The organism is Georgenia thermotolerans (genome assembly GCF_009193185.1).
GTDB lineage: Bacteria > Actinomycetota > Actinomycetes > Actinomycetales > Actinomycetaceae > Georgenia > Georgenia thermotolerans.
The window spans coordinates 1-14,810 of sequence record NZ_VUKF01000069.1 but is presented as its reverse complement, the minus strand read 5'-3'; the positions used below and the strand labels follow the sequence as shown (position 1 = coordinate 14,810).

Annotated in this window: 13 protein-coding genes, 2 tRNA genes and 1 pseudogene; 12 read left to right on the top strand and 4 right to left on the bottom strand. The window is 72.7% G+C overall.

What is annotated here, in order from left to right; all coding sequences use genetic code 11:
• The 8 genes from GD970_RS20340 to GD970_RS20310 form a co-directional block, all read left to right on the top strand.
• Positions 1-452, top strand: a 452-nt coding sequence (locus GD970_RS20340; protein ID WP_152204718.1) for a DUF721 domain-containing protein, incomplete at its 5' end; no start/stop codon positions are given.
• 450 nt (positions 453-902) lie between these two features.
• Entirely contained in the window at positions 903-2,921 is a 2,019-nt protein-coding gene (gyrB, locus tag GD970_RS20335; RefSeq protein ID WP_226925506.1) for a DNA topoisomerase (ATP-hydrolyzing) subunit B, read from the top strand.
• Between the two features lie 66 nt (positions 2,922-2,987).
• Positions 2,988-5,735, top strand: coding sequence for a DNA gyrase subunit A (gyrA, locus tag GD970_RS20330; RefSeq protein ID WP_226925505.1), 2,748 nt, complete (start codon positions 2,988-2,990; stop codon positions 5,733-5,735).
• 143 nt (positions 5,736-5,878) lie between these two features.
• Positions 5,879-6,298 carry a DUF3566 domain-containing protein gene (locus GD970_RS20325; RefSeq protein ID WP_452179880.1) on the top strand — a complete coding sequence of 140 codons (420 nt, stop codon included), beginning with the start codon at positions 5,879-5,881 and terminating at the stop codon, positions 6,296-6,298.
• Positions 6,299-6,413: 115 nt separating this feature from the next.
• Positions 6,414-6,490: transfer RNA gene (locus GD970_RS20320), tRNA-Ile, on the top strand.
• 36 nt (positions 6,491-6,526) lie between these two features.
• A complete protein-coding gene (locus GD970_RS21895) occupies positions 6,527-6,664 on the top strand; it encodes a DLW-39 family protein (protein ID WP_170297320.1) in 138 nt (45 codons plus the stop codon).
• Positions 6,665-6,692: 28 nt separating this feature from the next.
• Positions 6,693-6,765: transfer RNA gene (locus GD970_RS20315), tRNA-Ala, on the top strand.
• Positions 6,766-7,052: 287 nt separating this feature from the next.
• Entirely contained in the window at positions 7,053-7,514 is a 462-nt protein-coding gene (locus GD970_RS20310) for a DUF6098 family protein (protein WP_152204715.1), read from the top strand.
• 112 nt (positions 7,515-7,626) lie between these two features.
• On the opposite strand, the gene GD970_RS21890 is transcribed toward GD970_RS20310, so the two are convergent.
• Positions 7,627-8,514, bottom strand: coding sequence for a hypothetical protein (locus GD970_RS21890; RefSeq protein ID WP_155524136.1), 888 nt, complete (start codon positions 8,512-8,514; stop codon positions 7,627-7,629).
• Between the two features lie 172 nt (positions 8,515-8,686).
• On the opposite strand from GD970_RS21890, the gene GD970_RS20300 reads away from it, so the two are divergent.
• On the top strand, positions 8,687-9,208 hold the full coding sequence (locus GD970_RS20300) for a peptidylprolyl isomerase (RefSeq protein WP_152204714.1): 522 nt from the start codon (positions 8,687-8,689) through the stop codon (positions 9,206-9,208).
• A gap of 18 nt (positions 9,209-9,226) precedes the next feature.
• Positions 9,227-10,075: a rhomboid family intramembrane serine protease gene (locus GD970_RS20295; protein ID WP_152204713.1), complete on the top strand. Its 849-nt coding sequence runs from the start codon at positions 9,227-9,229 to the stop codon at positions 10,073-10,075.
• Positions 10,076-10,538: 463 nt separating this feature from the next.
• Here the strand turns inward: GD970_RS20295 and GD970_RS20290 are convergent, their stop codons facing one another.
• Complete coding sequence (locus GD970_RS20290) at positions 10,539-10,787, bottom strand: cell division protein CrgA (protein WP_152204712.1); 249 nt, start codon at positions 10,785-10,787, stop codon at positions 10,539-10,541.
• Positions 10,788-10,947: 160 nt separating this feature from the next.
• On the opposite strand from GD970_RS20290, the gene GD970_RS20285 reads away from it, so the two are divergent.
• Both GD970_RS20285 and GD970_RS20280 read left to right on the top strand, forming a co-directional pair.
• Positions 10,948-11,763, top strand: coding sequence for a DUF881 domain-containing protein (locus GD970_RS20285; protein WP_152204711.1), 816 nt, complete (start codon positions 10,948-10,950; stop codon positions 11,761-11,763).
• Between the two features lie 52 nt (positions 11,764-11,815).
• Entirely contained in the window at positions 11,816-12,433 is a 618-nt protein-coding gene (locus tag GD970_RS20280) for an aminodeoxychorismate/anthranilate synthase component II (protein ID WP_152204710.1), read from the top strand.
• A 103-nt stretch (positions 12,434-12,536) separates the two neighbouring features.
• Here the strand turns inward: GD970_RS20280 and pknB are convergent, their stop codons facing one another.
• Entirely contained in the window at positions 12,537-14,450 is a 1,914-nt protein-coding gene (gene pknB / locus GD970_RS20275) for a Stk1 family PASTA domain-containing Ser/Thr kinase (protein ID WP_211489924.1), read from the bottom strand.
• Positions 14,450-14,810 (bottom strand): annotated as a pseudogene (locus GD970_RS21885) (hypothetical protein); the annotation flags it as partial. The gene pknB and the pseudogene GD970_RS21885, both read right to left, overlap by 1 nt.

Genomic DNA, 14,810 nt, shown 5'->3' with positions numbered 1-14,810 from the left:
CGGACGCCCCGCCCGACGCCGCGGAGGCGCCGGCGCCCGGGGCGTGGCGGCCCGGGCCGGGCCTGGGCGACGCCCTCAGCGGCCCCGGCCCCTCCCGGCGCGACCCCCAGCCGCTCGGCGGCATCGCCGCGCGGCTGATCGCCCAGCACGGCTGGAGCCGGCCGGTGAGCGTGGGCGGCGTCGTCGGGCGCTGGCGCGAGGTGGTCGGCGACCAGCTCGCCGACCACTGCCAGGTGGAGACCTTCGACGAGGGCGAGCTCGTGGTCCGGGCCAGCTCCACCGCCTGGGCCACCCAGGTGCGCCTGCTGCTGCCCCAGCTCGAGCGGCGCCTGGCCGAGGAGGTCGGCGAGGGGGCGGTCACCAAGATCGTCGTGCTCGGCCCCGGCGGGCCCAGCTGGAAGCACGGGCGGCGCTCGGTGCCCGGGCGCGGCCCGCGCGACACGTACGGCTGACGACCACAGCCGCTGTTTCCGGCGTCCGGAGACCGTAAATTCGCCGGCGCCGCGGCCCGGACGCGGGGCCTCGCCGGGCGGGCACGGGCGGGGCCGGCGCGCCGTCCGCGGGCGGCCGATGCGACATCTCAGCTTCTGGGACGGACGCCCGGCGCGGTGACCACTGCCACGCCTGTGGACAGTGCTGTGGATATTCGCGGTTTTCGGCTCCGTCGCGCTAGAATTGACCGACCGCCCGAAGGGCCCCTGCGGCGCCGACGGGATCGAGCGGTGGCCCCGCGCCCCGGCCTCACGGCCGGTCGGCGGACGGTGGTTGCCCCGCGAGAACGAGGAGAGCCTGCGACCGTGGCTGACCACAGTGCTGCTGATGCTGCCGTGAACGACATTGCTCCCGACGTGCCACCGGCAGATGGCGCACCCGCGCAGGACCCCCACCATAACCCCGGCGCCGTGCCGACCAGCCAGGAGTACGGCGCCAGCAACATCACGGTCCTCGAGGGCCTCGAGGCGGTGCGCAAGCGGCCGGGCATGTACATCGGCTCCACCGGCGAGCGCGGCCTGCACCACCTGGTCTACGAGGTCGTCGACAACTCCGTCGACGAGGCCCTCGCCGGCTACTGCGACCACATCGAGGTCACGATCCTGCCCGACGGCGGCGTGCGCGTCGTCGACAACGGCCGCGGCATCCCGGTGGACATCGTCGAGTCCGAGGGCAAGCCGGCCGTCGAGGTCGTGCTCACGGTGCTGCACGCCGGCGGCAAGTTCGGCGGCGGCGGCTACGCCGTCTCCGGCGGCCTGCACGGCGTGGGCGTCTCGGTCGTCAACGCCCTGTCCCACCGCCTGCAGGTGGAGGTGCGGCGCGAGGGGTACGTCTGGCGGATGGGCTTCGTCGACGGCGTGCCCACCGGCGAGCTGGTCCGCGGCGAGGAGACCCAGGAGACCGGCACGTCGGTGACGTTCTGGGCCAACGGCGACATCTTCGAGACCACCGACTACAACTTCGAGACGCTGCGCACCCGCTTCCAGCAGATGGCCTTCCTCAACAAGGGCCTGCGCATCACGCTGACGGACGAGCGCTCGGGCGTGACCGACGCCGGCGACGAGATCACCGGGGACGAGGCCGGCGCCGCCGACGACGCCCGCACCGGCCACCGCGAGGTCACGTACATGTACGAGGGGGGCCTGCGCGACTACGTCAAGTACCTCAACTCGACCAAGAGGGTCGACCTCGTGCACCCGGAGGTCATCTCCCTCGAGGCCGAGGACCACGACAAGCGCATCTCCGTCGAGATCGCCATGCAGTGGACCAGCGGCTACTCCGAGGCGGTCCACACCTACGCCAACACGATCAACACCACCGAGGGCGGCACCCACGAGGAGGGGTTCCGTTCGGCGCTGACCTCGCTGATCAACAAGTACGCGCGGGACAAGGGCATCCTCAAGGAGAAGGACGAGAACCTCACCGGCGACGACATCCGCGAGGGCCTGACCGCCGTCATCTCCGTCAAGCTCGGCGAGCCGCAGTTCGAGGGCCAGACCAAGACCAAGCTCGGCAACACCGAGGCCCGCACGTTCGTCCAGACCCAGCTCTACGGCCACCTGGGCGACTGGCTCGACGCCCACCCGAACGAGGCCAAGGACATCATCCGCAAGTCCCAGCAGGCGGCGGTGGCCCGCATGGCCGCCCGCAAGGCCCGCGAGGCCACCCGCCGCAAGGGGCTGCTGGAGACCCTCTCCATGCCGGGCAAGCTCAAGGACTGCTCGAGCCGCGACGCGCGGGTGTCGGAGATCTTCATCGTCGAGGGCGACTCCGCCGGCGGCTCCGCCGTCCAGGGCCGCGACCCCGAGCGCCAGGCGATCCTGCCCCTGCGCGGGAAGATCCTCAACGTCGAGAAGGCCCGCCTGGACCGGGCCCTGGGCAACCAGGAGATCCAGGCCCTCATCACGGCCTTCGGCACCGGCATCGGCGAGGACTTCGACATCGCCAAGCTGCGCTACTACAAGATCATCCTCATGGCCGACGCCGACGTCGACGGCCAGCACATCTCGACCCTGCTGCTGACGCTGCTGTTCCGCTACATGCGCCCGCTGGTGGAGAACGGCCACGTCTACCTGGCCCAGCCGCCGCTGTACCGGCTGAAGTGGACCAACGCCCCGCACCAGTACGTCTACAGCGACAAGGAGAAGGAGGCCTTACTCGCCGAGGGCGCCCGCGCCGGCAAGCGCCTACCCAAGGGCGGCGCCTCCAGCGAGAGCGGCATCCAGCGCTACAAGGGTCTGGGCGAGATGAACGACCAGGAGCTGTGGGAGACCACGATGAACCCCGAGACCCGCACGCTGCGCCAGGTGACCATCGACGACGCCGCCGCCGCGGACGAGACCTTCTCGATCCTCATGGGCGAGGACGTCGAGTCCCGCCGCGGGTTCATCCAGCGCAACGCCCACGACGTCCGCTTCCTGGACATCTGACGCTCCCCGACACCGCTTCGAGGCCGGGCGTGCGCCCGGCGACGATGAGAGACGAGAAGGACTGACGTGACCCAGCCACCCGAGGACCAGGGCAACGACGGCACCACCGGCGTCACCGGCACGCCGGACGCCGAGGGCGAGGTGATCACCGCCCGCGACCACGTCGAGCAGGTCGACCTCCAGCTGGAGATGCAGCGCTCCTACCTCGACTACGCGATGAGCGTGATCGTCTCGCGCGCCCTGCCGGACGTGCGCGACGGCCTCAAGCCCGTGCACCGCCGCGTGCTGTACGGCATGTACGACGGCGGGTACCGCCCCGACGCGAGCTTCTCCAAGTGCTCGCGCGTGGTCGGGGAGGTCATGGGCCAGTACCACCCCCACGGCGACACCTCCATCTACGACGCCCTGGTGCGCCTGGTCCAGCCGTGGTCCATGCGCTACCCGCTGGTGACCGGGCAGGGCAACTTCGGCTCCCCGGGCAACCTCGGCGCCGCGGCCCCGCGGTACACCGAGTGCAAGATGGCGCCCCTGGCCATGGAGATGGTCCGGGACATCGACGCCGAGACGGTCGACTTCCAGGACAACTACGACGGGCGCAACCAGGAGCCCACCGTCCTGCCGGCGCGGATCCCCAACCTGCTCATCAACGGCTCCGAGGGCATCGCCGTCGGCATGGCCACCCGCATCCCGCCGCACAACCTGCGCGAGGTGGCCGACGGCGTGCAGTGGTTCCTCGAGCACCCCGAGGCCACGAAGGAAGAGCTCCTGGGCGAGCTCATGCTGCGGATCAAGGGCCCCGACTTCCCAACCGGCGCGACCATCCTGGGCCGCAAGGGCATCGAGGACATGTACCGCACCGGCCGCGGGTCCATCACCCAGCGCGCCGTCGTCGAGGTCCAGGAGATCCAGGGCCGGCAGTGCCTCGTCGTCTCCGAGCTGCCCTTCCAGGTCAACCCCGACCGCCTCTCCGAGCGCATCGTCGAGGGCGTGCGCGACGGGCGCCTGACCGGCATCGCGGACATCCGCGACGAGTCCTCGGGCCGCAACGGCCAGAAGCTCGTCATCGTCCTCAAGCGCGACGCCGTGCCGAAGGTCGTGCTCAACAACCTCTACAAGCACACCCAGCTCCAGGACAACTTCCCGGCCAACATGCTGGCCCTGGTCGACGGCGTGCCCCGCACCCTCAGCCTCGACGGGTTCGTCCGGCACTGGGTCAACCACCAGGTCGACGTCATCGTCCGGCGCACCCGCTTCCGGCTGCGCAAGGCCGAGGAGCGCATCCACATCCTGCGCGGCCTGCTCAAGGCGCTGGACGCCCTGGACGAGGTCATCGCGCTGATCCGGCGCTCCCCCACGGTGGACGAGGCCCGCCAGGGCCTCATGGCGCTGCTCGAGATCGACGAGGTGCAGGCCGAGGCCATCCTCACCATGCAGCTGCGGCGCCTGGCGGCCCTGGAGCGGCAGAAGATCATCGACGAGCACGACAAGATCGAGGCCGAGATCACCGACTACAAGGCGATCCTGGCCGACCCCGCCCGCCAGCGCGCCATCGTCGGCGAGGAGCTCGGCGCCATCGTCGACAAGTACGGCGACGAGCGGCGCACCACGATCCTGCCCTTCGACGGGGAGATGTCCATCGAGGACCTCATCCCCGAGGAGCAGGTCGTCGTCACGATCACCCGCGGCGGGTACGCCAAGCGCACCCGGGTGGACAACTACAAGTCCCAGCGCCGCGGCGGCAAGGGCGTGCGCGGCGCGCAGCTGCGCGAGGACGACATCGTCGAGCACTTCGGCGTGACCAGCACCCACAACTGGCTGCTGTTCTTCACCAACCTCGGCCGGGTCTACCGGGCCAAGGGCTACGAGCTGCCCGAGGGCGGGCGCGACGCCAAGGGCCAGCACGTGGCGAACCTGCTGGCGTTCCAGCCCGGGGAGTCCATCGCCCAGGTCATCTCCCTGCGCGACTACGAGCAGGCCCAGTACCTCATCCTGGCCACCCAGCGCGGACTGGTGAAGAAGACCCGGCTGAGCGAGTACAACACCAACCGCTCCGGCGGCGTCATCGGCATCAACCTGCGCGAGGACGAGGAGGGCAACCCCGACCGCGTGGTCGCCGCCCGCCTGGTCAACCCCGAGGACGACCTGCTCCTCGTCTCCCGCAAGGGCCAGTCGATCCGCTTCACCGCCACCGACGAGGCGCTGCGGCCCATGGGCCGGGCCACCTCCGGGGTCACCGGCATGAAGTTCCGCGAGGACGACGAGCTCCTCGCCATGGACGTGCTGCGCGACTGGTACGACGACGACGCCGCCCTGTTCGTCGTCACCGAGGGCGGCTACGCCAAGCGGACCCTGGTCAGCGAGTACCGCGTGCAGGGCCGCGGCGGGCTGGGCATCAAGGTCGCCAACCTCGTGGAGTCCCGCGGGGACCTCGTCGGCGCCCTGCTCACCGCCCCCGACGACGAGGTGCTCGTCATCATGGAGTCCGGCAAGGTGGTGCGCTCCGCCGTCGCCGAGGTCAACCTCACCGGGCGCAACACCCAGGGCGTCACCTTCGCCCGCCCCGACAAGGGCGACCGGATCATCGCCGTCGCCCGCAACGTCGAGAAGAAGGTCGAGGCCGAGGAGCACCTCCTCTCCGGGGAGAGCGCCGCCACGCCCGAGGACCCCACCGCCGAGGGCGCGAGCCCCGAGGACGTGGTCGAGCCGACCATCGATGGCGCGGGGGCGGCGCCGGTGGCCCCGGACGCGGTAGCGTCGAGCCCTACCGAGGACGCGCCTGTCACGGAGGACGGCCCTGACGGAGGAGCTGCATGAGCACGACCCCACACGGCACGGACGAGCAGGACGCGAGCCGCGGTAACGGCGGCGGGTTCGCCGCCACCCTGCGTCGCAGCATGGCCGACCGGCTGAGCGGCGGCGAGCAGCCCGCCGCCCAGGCCGGCGCCGCCACCGCGCAGATGCCGGCGGCCGGCCCCCGCGAGGGCGCCGCCGAGGCCGCGGCGCGCGCGGCGGCCACCGGCCCGCGCCGGGTCCGGCTCTCGCTGTCGCGGGTGGACCCGTGGTCGACGATGAAGCTGGCGTTCCTGCTCTCGGTGGGCCTGGGCGTCATGATCGTCGTCGCCGCCGCGGTCGTGTGGTTCGTCCTCGACGCGATGCACGTCTTCGCCGACATCCAGGAGCTGCTCGTCTCCATCGGGTCGGAGAACTTCCTGCGGCTGATGGACTACCTGCAGTTCGACCGGGTGATGTCCTTCGCCACCATCGTCGCCGTCATCGACGTCCTGCTGCTCACCGCGCTGGCGACGATCGGGGCGTTCCTCTACAACATCGTCGCCGCCCTCGTCGGCGGGCTGCACGTCACCCTCACCGACGACTGAGCGGGCACGTGAGACTGCTCACCCGGGGCCGTTCGGGTTTGGGACCGCGCGGCCCTCTGGGATAGTCTGTCTCGGCGCCCACGGGGCGCGACGGCCCGCCGGTCACGGCGGGCGGGGGCCTATAGCTCAGTCGGTTAGAGCGCTTCCCTGATAAGGAAGAGGTCGCTGGTTCGAGTCCAGCTAGGCCCACCAGCACCCCCCCGGGCGTGGATCTCCAGGAGGACGATCGTGAAGAAGGCACTGCTGCTCGCCGCCGCGGGCGTCGCCGGCTACCTGGCCTGGATCAAGATCCGGCAGGACCGCGAGGAGCGGGACCTGTGGGCGGAGGTCACCGACAGCTTCGGCGAGGAGCCGCCGCGCGCCTGACGCGGCGCACCTGGCGCCACGGCGCCCCGGGGCCATGGCGCAATTGGTAGCGCACCTGCTTTGCAAGCAGGGGGTTAGGGGTTCGAGTCCCCTTGGCTCCACCGCGAGGGTCCCGACCGCGACGGTCGGGACCCTTTCTCGTGCCCGCCCCACCCCTCCGGCCGCGAGACGTCAACTCGGGCGCGAGACGTCAACTCCAGCCCGCGTCCCCCCGGGCCGGGCGACGCCGGGTCTGGCCACGAGACGTCAACTCCCTCCGGTGGGCGCCACGACGAACCGGCGACGTGCACCGATGCCGGGATCGAGCGACGAAAGTCCCGTGCGCGACACCTGTCGATTGTTACGGTTTGGTCACACCCACCCACCACGACGCAGAGGTCGGAGGACCATGATGATCGCAGCAGCCCCGCTCGCCCGCCCCGCACCGGCTCCCGAGACCGAGGCGCTGCCCAGCCTCACCAGCCTCGAGCAGGTCCTGGACGTGCTCCGGCGCTGCGGCGAGACATACCTGCGCATCAGCCCCGGCCCGCTGACGGACCGGTACACCGGGATGCGCGATGCCGACAGCGGCTGCCTCCTGCCGGGCCTGCCCGTGTGGGCGCTGCACCCGGAGCCGTGGTGGCCGGCCGGTCCGCGGCTGTGGGCGGCGCGCCAGCTCGTCCGCCACGGGTATCTGCTCTCCGGCGGCAAGGGCCACGTGGCGTGGCTGCTCACCGGCGAAGAGGTCGGGCGCGGGCCCGAGGGCGAGCCGCTCGTCGGCAGCTTCCGGCCCGTCGCCGTCGTCGCCCCGGCCGTCCTCGCCGAGGCCGAGGCTGCCTACGCCGCCTGGCGGCTGCGCGACCTGCACTGAGGCCGAGGCCGGGGCGCCGTCGACCACCGGCCCGGCCCGCCGCCAAGGACACGAAGGCCCCCGACGCCTGTCGGGGGCCTTCGTCGATCGGCGGTCGTGCCGCCGCGGTGGCTCAGGCGCCGGGCTGGTCCCCGGCCTTGCCGGCGGCCTCGTCGGCCTTCGCCGCGGCGGTCTCCCCGGCGGCCTCGGTGCCGGCGGCGGCCTGCTCGCTGGCCGCCTTGGCCTTGTCACCGCCCTTGCGCACGGTGTCGGCGGCCTTGTGGGCGGCCTCGGAGGCCTTCGCTCCGGCGGCCGACGCGGCGGAGGCCGCCTTCTCCTTGACCCCGCTCGCCGCGTGGGCGACCTTCTCGCCCACGCCGCCCTTGTCGGCGCTCCCGCTCGTGGCGGCCGCCGGCGAGGTCACCGTGGTGTCCTCCCAGTACTCCTCGGCCCACGGGTCGTCCACCGGCTGGCTGCGCCGCCACAGCAGGTAGGCGGTGCCGGCGGCCGCGGTGCCCACGAGCATCCAGCCCACGGTCTTCGCCACGCCGCCGCGGCGCTTGGCCGGGGGCTCGGACAGGGCCTTGAGGGCCGCGGTCTTCGCCATGGTCGCCTTGACGGCGAGGGCGTCGTGCCCGGCGGCCGCCTCGGCGGCGTCGTGCATCGCCTTCTCCACGCGCGGCAGGTAGTCGTCGACGATCTTCTCGTAGGCCGTGTCGACGGCGGGGCGGACCTTCTCCGCGGCCGCCTCGATCTTGGGGGCGGCCACCTTGACGGTCTCCTGCCAGGCCTTCTCCGCGCGCGGCGTCGCCCATGCGGCCGCCGCCTCCACGCGCGGGCCGGCCCACTCCTTCCCCTGCTCGGCAAGGTGCAGGGCCTGCTTGCCGGCCTGGGACGCCTGCTCGGCGAGGTGCACGGCCTGCTTGGCGGCCAGGCCCGAGCCCACGGCGCCGAGGGCGGTGGCGGCCTGCTTGCGTGCCTTGCGGGCGTTGACCTCGCTGGCCTTGCTCTTGCGCGACATCTGCTCTCCTCGCTCGTTCGCCGGACATCTCGATCGGGGCGCGGCCCGGTTGGCGGCGCCGCCACTCCTCCCCCATCTTGCACGGTTTCGCCAGGTCGTGCGCGGGGTCTGACGTGGGCCCTCGCCTCCGCGGGCCGTGCCCCGCGCCCGCGCCGCGTGCGAGGATCGGGGCATGGAAGCGACTCTGCACACCACCGCCGGCGACATCACCGTCGAGCTGTACCCCGACCACGCCCCCAAGACCGTCAAGAACTTCACCGAGCTGGCCACGGGCAAGCGGACCTGGACCGACCCCGCCACGGGCGAGGAGACCAACCGGCCGCTGTACGACGGCGTGATCTTCCACCGCGTCATCCCCAACTTCATGATCCAGGGCGGCGACCCGCTGGGAACCGGCACCGGCGGCCCCGGCTACACCTTCGACGACGAGATCCACCCCGAGCTGAACTTCACCGAGCCCTACGTGCTGGCCATGGCCAACGCCGGCAAGCGCATGGGCAAGGGCACCAACGGCTCGCAGTTCTTCATCACCACGGCGCCGACGACGTGGCTGCAGGGCAAGCACACCATCTTCGGCAAGGTCACGGACGCCGCCTCCCGCGCCGTCGTCGACAAGATCGGCACCACCGCCACCGGGCGCAACGACCGCCCGGTGGAGGACATCACCATCACCTCGGTCACCGTCACCGAGTAACGGGCGCCGCGCAGCACCATGAGCGAGCAGATCCAGGGGCAGGCCGGCACCGAGGTGCCGGTCTGCCCCCGCCACCCCGGCGTGGTCTCCTACGTGCGCTGCCAGCGGTGCGGGCGCCCCGCCTGCGCCCAGTGCCAGCGCCCGGCGGCGGTGGGCATCCAGTGCGTCGACTGCGTGCGCGAGGCCCACACCCGCACCCCGGCCGTGCGCACCGTCTTCGGCGGGCGGGCCCGGCACGGCCGCCCGGTCGTCACCCTGACGATCATCGGCATCTGCGTCGCGCTGTACCTGCTCGAGATACTCGTGGGCGGGAGCCTGCGCTCTGCGCTGGCGTTCGCGCCGGCGGCCGGCGCAAGCGAGCCGTACCGGTTCGTCACGACGGCGTTCCTGCACGCCGGCATCCTCCACCTGGCGCTGAACATGTACGCCCTGTGGATCGTCGGCAGCATCGTCGAGCCGGCCCTGGGCCGGTGGCGATACACGGCGCTCTATCTCATCTCCGCCATCGGCGGCTCGGTCGCCGTGCTGCTGCTCGCCAACCCTGCCGGCTTCGCCTGGGTGACGGCGGTCGTGGGCGCCTCCGGTGCGGTCTTCGGGCTGTTCTCGGCCACCTTCCTGGTGCTGCGCCGGCTCGGCCGGGACGCGACGCAGATCCTCGTCCTCATCGCCCTGAACTTCGCGCTGGGCTTCGTCGTCAGCAACGTCTCCTGGCAGGCCCACCTGGGCGGGGCCGTCACCGGGGCGGTGCTCGCCCTGGGTTACGTCTACGCCCCCCGCGAGCGGCGCGGCCTCGTCAGCGTCGCCACGACGGCGGTCGTGCTCGCGCTGCTCGTCGTCCTCGCCGCGGTGCGGTACGGCGTGGTGTAGCTCCCCGCGCACTCCGCGAGCGGGACGTCAGGCAGAGCCTGGCGTCCCGCTCGTCTTGTGTGCGGCCGGGGAGGACGTGGCGGCGGGTGCATGTCGGGAGCCATCGCGGCCGGCCGGACCGACGCGAGGACGGCCGCAGCCCAGCGCCGAGAACTTACAACGATGTAGTTCTCCACAGCTGTGCACACAGATGTGGATGACAGTGGTGTCATCCTCCACAGGCATACCCCCACCTGGGGAAGAGGCCGGAAAGGGCGTCATCCCCAGGGTTGTGCACAGCTGGGGATAATCACATCGATGTAGTTGTCCCCAGCGGTGTGCACACCTGGGGATTCAGCGGTGGGGACACTTTCCCCAGGTGGGGACGAACGACGCGGTGAGCCGAGCCGGCCGATGTCCCCTGGTACGACGAAGGGCAGCCAGGCACCCTGCGGTGCCTGGCTGCCCCTCCCAGCCTGCGGCGTCAGCGCCAGCGCAGCGTCATGAAGAACCCCACGAGCATGACCCCGAAGCCGATGGCCAGGTTCCAGTTGCCCAGGCCGGGCACCGGAAGGTTGCCCTGGGTGAGATAGGTCAGGACGACGCCGACCAGGCCGAGCACCATGAGGACGACCATCGTGGGCGCCCACCAGCTCGGGCTCGGCTTCACGGCCCCGGGACGGGCCTCCGGCCGCGCGGCGGCGGGCTTCTTGCGCTTCTTCGACTCAGGCATCGGATCTCCTCGCGGGTACGGCCCCGGAGGGGCACCACCTGTGTGCCGGACGACCGGCGCGCTCATGTGGACGCGCCCGGCGGCGCGACCGCCTCCTAGCGTATCGTCGCCGCAGGAACGACCGGTGAACTCGGTGCGCCGCGCGGCGGGGAGGAGGACCATGAGCGTCGGTCCGCGCCCGCCGGCGACGCCCCGGCAGCCCCCGCACGAACACGAGCCCGGCCGTGAGCCTTCCGCGGCCGCCCGGTGGCGCCAGCGCCTGCGGCGGCCATCGGTGGCCACGGGCGTCGTCGCGCTGCTCGCCGGCCTCCTCTTCGCCACCAACGCCCAGGTCTTCGCCGGGGACGCGGACCGCCACCCCGAGGACCTCGAGGGCCTGGCCCGCGTGGAGACCGCGCGGCTCGAGCGCCTCGAGCGGGAGAACGCGGAGCTGCGCGACGAGGTCGCGTCCTACGTGCGCCGGGCGGAGGGCGACCCCGAGGCCAGCGCGGGGAACCAGCTGGCCGCGCAGGCGGCCGGCCAGGGTGCCCTGGAGGGGCCGGGGCTGTCGGTGGAGCTGTGGGACGCCCCCCAGCAGACCGACGGGCTGGCCGCGAGCCTGCCGCCGGACGCCCTGGTCGTGCACCAGCAGGACGTCGAGGCCGTCATGAACGCACTGTGGGCCGGTGGTGCGGAGGCCATGACCGTCCAGGGCCACCGGGTGGTGTCGACCACCGGCGTGCGGTGCGTGGGCAACGTGCTCCACATCGCCGGGCACACCTACTCCCCGCCCTACCGGATCGAGGCCATCGGCTCCCCCGCCAAGCTGCGCAGCGCGCTGCTGGACTCCCCCGACGTCCAGACCTATCTCGACTACGTCGATGCCGTCCGGCTGGGCTGGTCGGTGCGCGAGACGACCGTCGAGGCGCCGCCCTACGCCGGCCCCCTGACCCTCACCCACGCCCGGGTGCCCACAGGCGCGGACCGGGCGGCGTGACCGCCCCCGCGCCGGCCCCGTTCCCCTTCTTCTTCGTCCCGGAGGCGACGCAGTGACCCACATCCTCGTGGTCGACAACTACGACAGCTTCGTCTACACCATCGTGGGCTACCTCGAGCAGCTCGGTGCCACCACGACCGTCGCCCGCAACGACGCCGTCCCGGCGCTGGACGGCTTCGACGGCGTGCTGGTCTCCCCCGGCCCCGGCACCCCCAAGGAGGCCGGCGCCTCGCTCGAGGTCATCGAGGCGTGCGCCGCGCGGGCGCTGCCCATGCTGGGCGTGTGCCTCGGACACCAGGCGCTCGGCGAGGTCTTCGGCGGCGTCGTCAGCCACGCGCCCGAGCTCATGCACGGCAAGACCTCCCGGGTCGACCACGACGGTGCGGGCGTCTTCGCGGGCCTGCCTCACCCCTTCACGGCCACCCGGTACCACTCCCTCGCCCTCGTGCGGGACACCGTGCCGGAGGAGCTCACGATCACCGCGACGACCGCGAACGGCATCGTCATGGGGCTCCAGCACCGCACGCTGCCGCTCCACGGGGTGCAGTTCCACCCCGAGTCGGTGCTCACCGAGGGCGGGCACCGGCTGCTGGCCAACTGGCTGGCCACCACCGGCGACGACGACGCCGTCGCCCGCTCGGCCGGCTTGGCCCCGCTGGTCCACCGCTGACGAGCTCGGCCCGCCCCCTTTCGGAGGGGCGGGCCGGGCCGGTGTCTCGGGGCGGCGGGCGCCGCGGGCGGGCCGTGCGGCCGCCACAGGGCGCCGTGCGGGATCAGCCGCCCAGCGGGAAGCCCTGGTGGTCGAAGAAGTCCCCGGTGGGGCTGCCGCTGGTGTCCCCGCCGTCCCCGCCGGAGGTGTCCGGGGTGTCGGTGTTCTTGTCGGTGTTCTTGTCGGACTTCTTGTCCGACGGCTTGCCGGTGTCCGTCGGGGACGGCGAGGGCGCGTTCTGCGCCTCGGTGGCCACCTGGAGCGTGATGGTCTCCCCGCGCGCGACGACGCCCGCCGGGCGGGACTGCTCGAGCACGGTGCCGGCCGGGAAGTCCCCGGAGGGCACCGTCTCGATGCGCACGCCCAGGTCGAGGGAGCGCAGGATGCCCGAGGCCTCCTCCTCGGTCTTGCCCTTGAGGTCGGGCAGGTCCGCGTTGGGGCTGGCGATGGTGAGCTTGACGGCCGTCCCGGGCGCCGCGGAGGCGCCCGCCTTCGGGTCGGTGCTGATGACGTCGCCGATGCCGACCGAGGGGTCGTTGGCCTCGCTGACGTTGCCCACCGCCAGGCCGGCGGACTTGAGCGCGGCGGCCGCCTGGTCCTGGCTCATGCCGGCGACGTTGGGCACGTCGACTGCGTTCGGCCCGGACGAGAAGGCGAGGTTGACGGTGCTGTCGACGTCCACCTTCGTCCCCACGGCCGGGTCGGACTCGACGAACAGGCCGGGCTGGACCGTGTCGGAGGGGACCGGGTCGACGATGTTGGCCTTGAGCCCCGCCTGGCTCAGCGCAGCGCGGGCGGCGTTCTGGTCCATGCCGGCCATCGCCGGCACGGCCACCTGCTCGGGCGGCGGGGGCGTCTTGTCGGCCGGGTTGAGCAGCATGAAGGCGATGCCGGCGGCCGCCGCCACGGCGAGGACGGCGAGCAGCCAGACCCACCAGCGCGACTTGCGCCGCTCCTCCTCGGGCGGCCCCGGCGGGGCCGTGGCCGGGGAGGACGCGGCGGGGACGGGCGCGCCCAGGCGCCGGGTCGCCGTCGCCGCCTGCAGCGGGGTGGTCACCGCCGTCGCGCCGGCGGCGCCGGCCGCGCCCCACGCGGCGACCGTGGGGGCCTCCACGCGGCCGCCGTGCACCGCGGCGAGCAGGTCGGTGCGCATGTGGGCGGCGTCGGCGTAGCGGTCGTCGCGGTCCTTGGCCAGCGCCTTGAGCACCACCCGGTCCAGGGACTCGGGGACGTCCGGCGTGACCGCCGAGGGCGGCTTGGGCATCTCCCGCACGTGCTGGTAGGCCACCGCGACGGCGGAGTCGCCCTGGAACGGCGGCTGGCCGGTGAGCAGCTCGTAGAGCAGGCAGCCGGTGGAGTACAGGTCCGACCGGGCGTCGACGACCTCCCCGCGGGCCTGCTCGGGCGAGAGGTACTGCGCCGTGCCGACGACGGCGTGCGTCTGGGTCATCGTGGCCGCGGAGTCGGTCATCGCCCGGGCGATGCCGAAGTCCATGACCTTCACCGCCCCCGTGGGGGTGAGCATGATGTTCCCGGGCTTGATGTCGCGGTGGACGATGCCCTCGTGGTGGGAGTACTCCAGGGCGTTGAGGACGCCGACGACGATGTCGACCGCCTCGTCGATCGGCACCGGGTCCCCGCCGGCGAGCAGCGAGCGGACGGTGTGGCCCTCGACGTACTCCATGACGATGTACGGCACGGTGGTCGTCTGGTTGCCGAGGCCCGTGACGATCTCCTCGCCGCTGTCGTAGACGGCGACGATGGAGGGGTGGTTGAGCGCGGCCGCCGACTGCGCCTCGCGGCGGAAGCGGGCCTGGAACGTCGGGTCCTTGGCCAGGTCGGAGCGCAGCACCTTGATCGCCACGGTGCGCGAGAGCCGGTTGTCGTACCCGATGTGGACCTCGGCCATGCCGCCACGGCCGATCAGCTCGCCCACCTCGTACCGGCCGGCAAGAACGCGTGGGATCTCGTCCACCACTAGTCGTCCTTCACTGTTGTCGAGGAATAGGAATCCGCCGGGACACGGCCCGCGGAGGAGCTGTCGGCGGCCCCCAGACTACCGAGGGCTACCCCCACCAGGATCACGAGGACCACGAGCACGACCGTCATGGTGCCCACCCACACGCGGTCGGCGGTCAGCTCGGCCCAGCGGGGCAGGCGCCAGCCCCGCACGCGCGGTGCCGGGCGACGTCCGGACGCGGCGGCGGTGAGTAGGGTGCCGACGGGCCCGGTGGGGCGGCGGGCGGCCTGCTCGGCGGCGCGGCGGGCCGCACGGGACGGCGCGACGGGCCCGGGGGCCGCCGGCGACACCGTGCGGGCCACCGCGGCGGGCGAGACC

Bases quoted from the DNA above. Each gene is read 5' to 3' on its own strand.
- GD970_RS20325 (WP_452179880.1), top strand. From the start codon at position 5,879: ATGCCGGCGGCCGGCCCCCGCGAGGGCGCCGCCGAGGCCGCGGCGCGC.
- GD970_RS20290 (WP_152204712.1), bottom strand. From the start codon at position 10,787: ATGCCTGAGTCGAAGAAGCGCAAGAAGCCCGCCGCCGCGCGGCCGGAG.
- GD970_RS21890 (WP_155524136.1), bottom strand. From the start codon at position 8,514: ATGTCGCGCAAGAGCAAGGCCAGCGAGGTCAACGCCCGCAAGGCACGC.
- GD970_RS20300 (WP_152204714.1), top strand. From the start codon at position 8,687: ATGGAAGCGACTCTGCACACCACCGCCGGCGACATCACCGTCGAGCTG.
- GD970_RS20310 (WP_152204715.1), top strand. From the start codon at position 7,053: ATGATGATCGCAGCAGCCCCGCTCGCCCGCCCCGCACCGGCTCCCGAG.
- GD970_RS20295 (WP_152204713.1), top strand. From the start codon at position 9,227: ATGAGCGAGCAGATCCAGGGGCAGGCCGGCACCGAGGTGCCGGTCTGC.
- GD970_RS20285 (WP_152204711.1), top strand. From the start codon at position 10,948: ATGAGCGTCGGTCCGCGCCCGCCGGCGACGCCCCGGCAGCCCCCGCAC.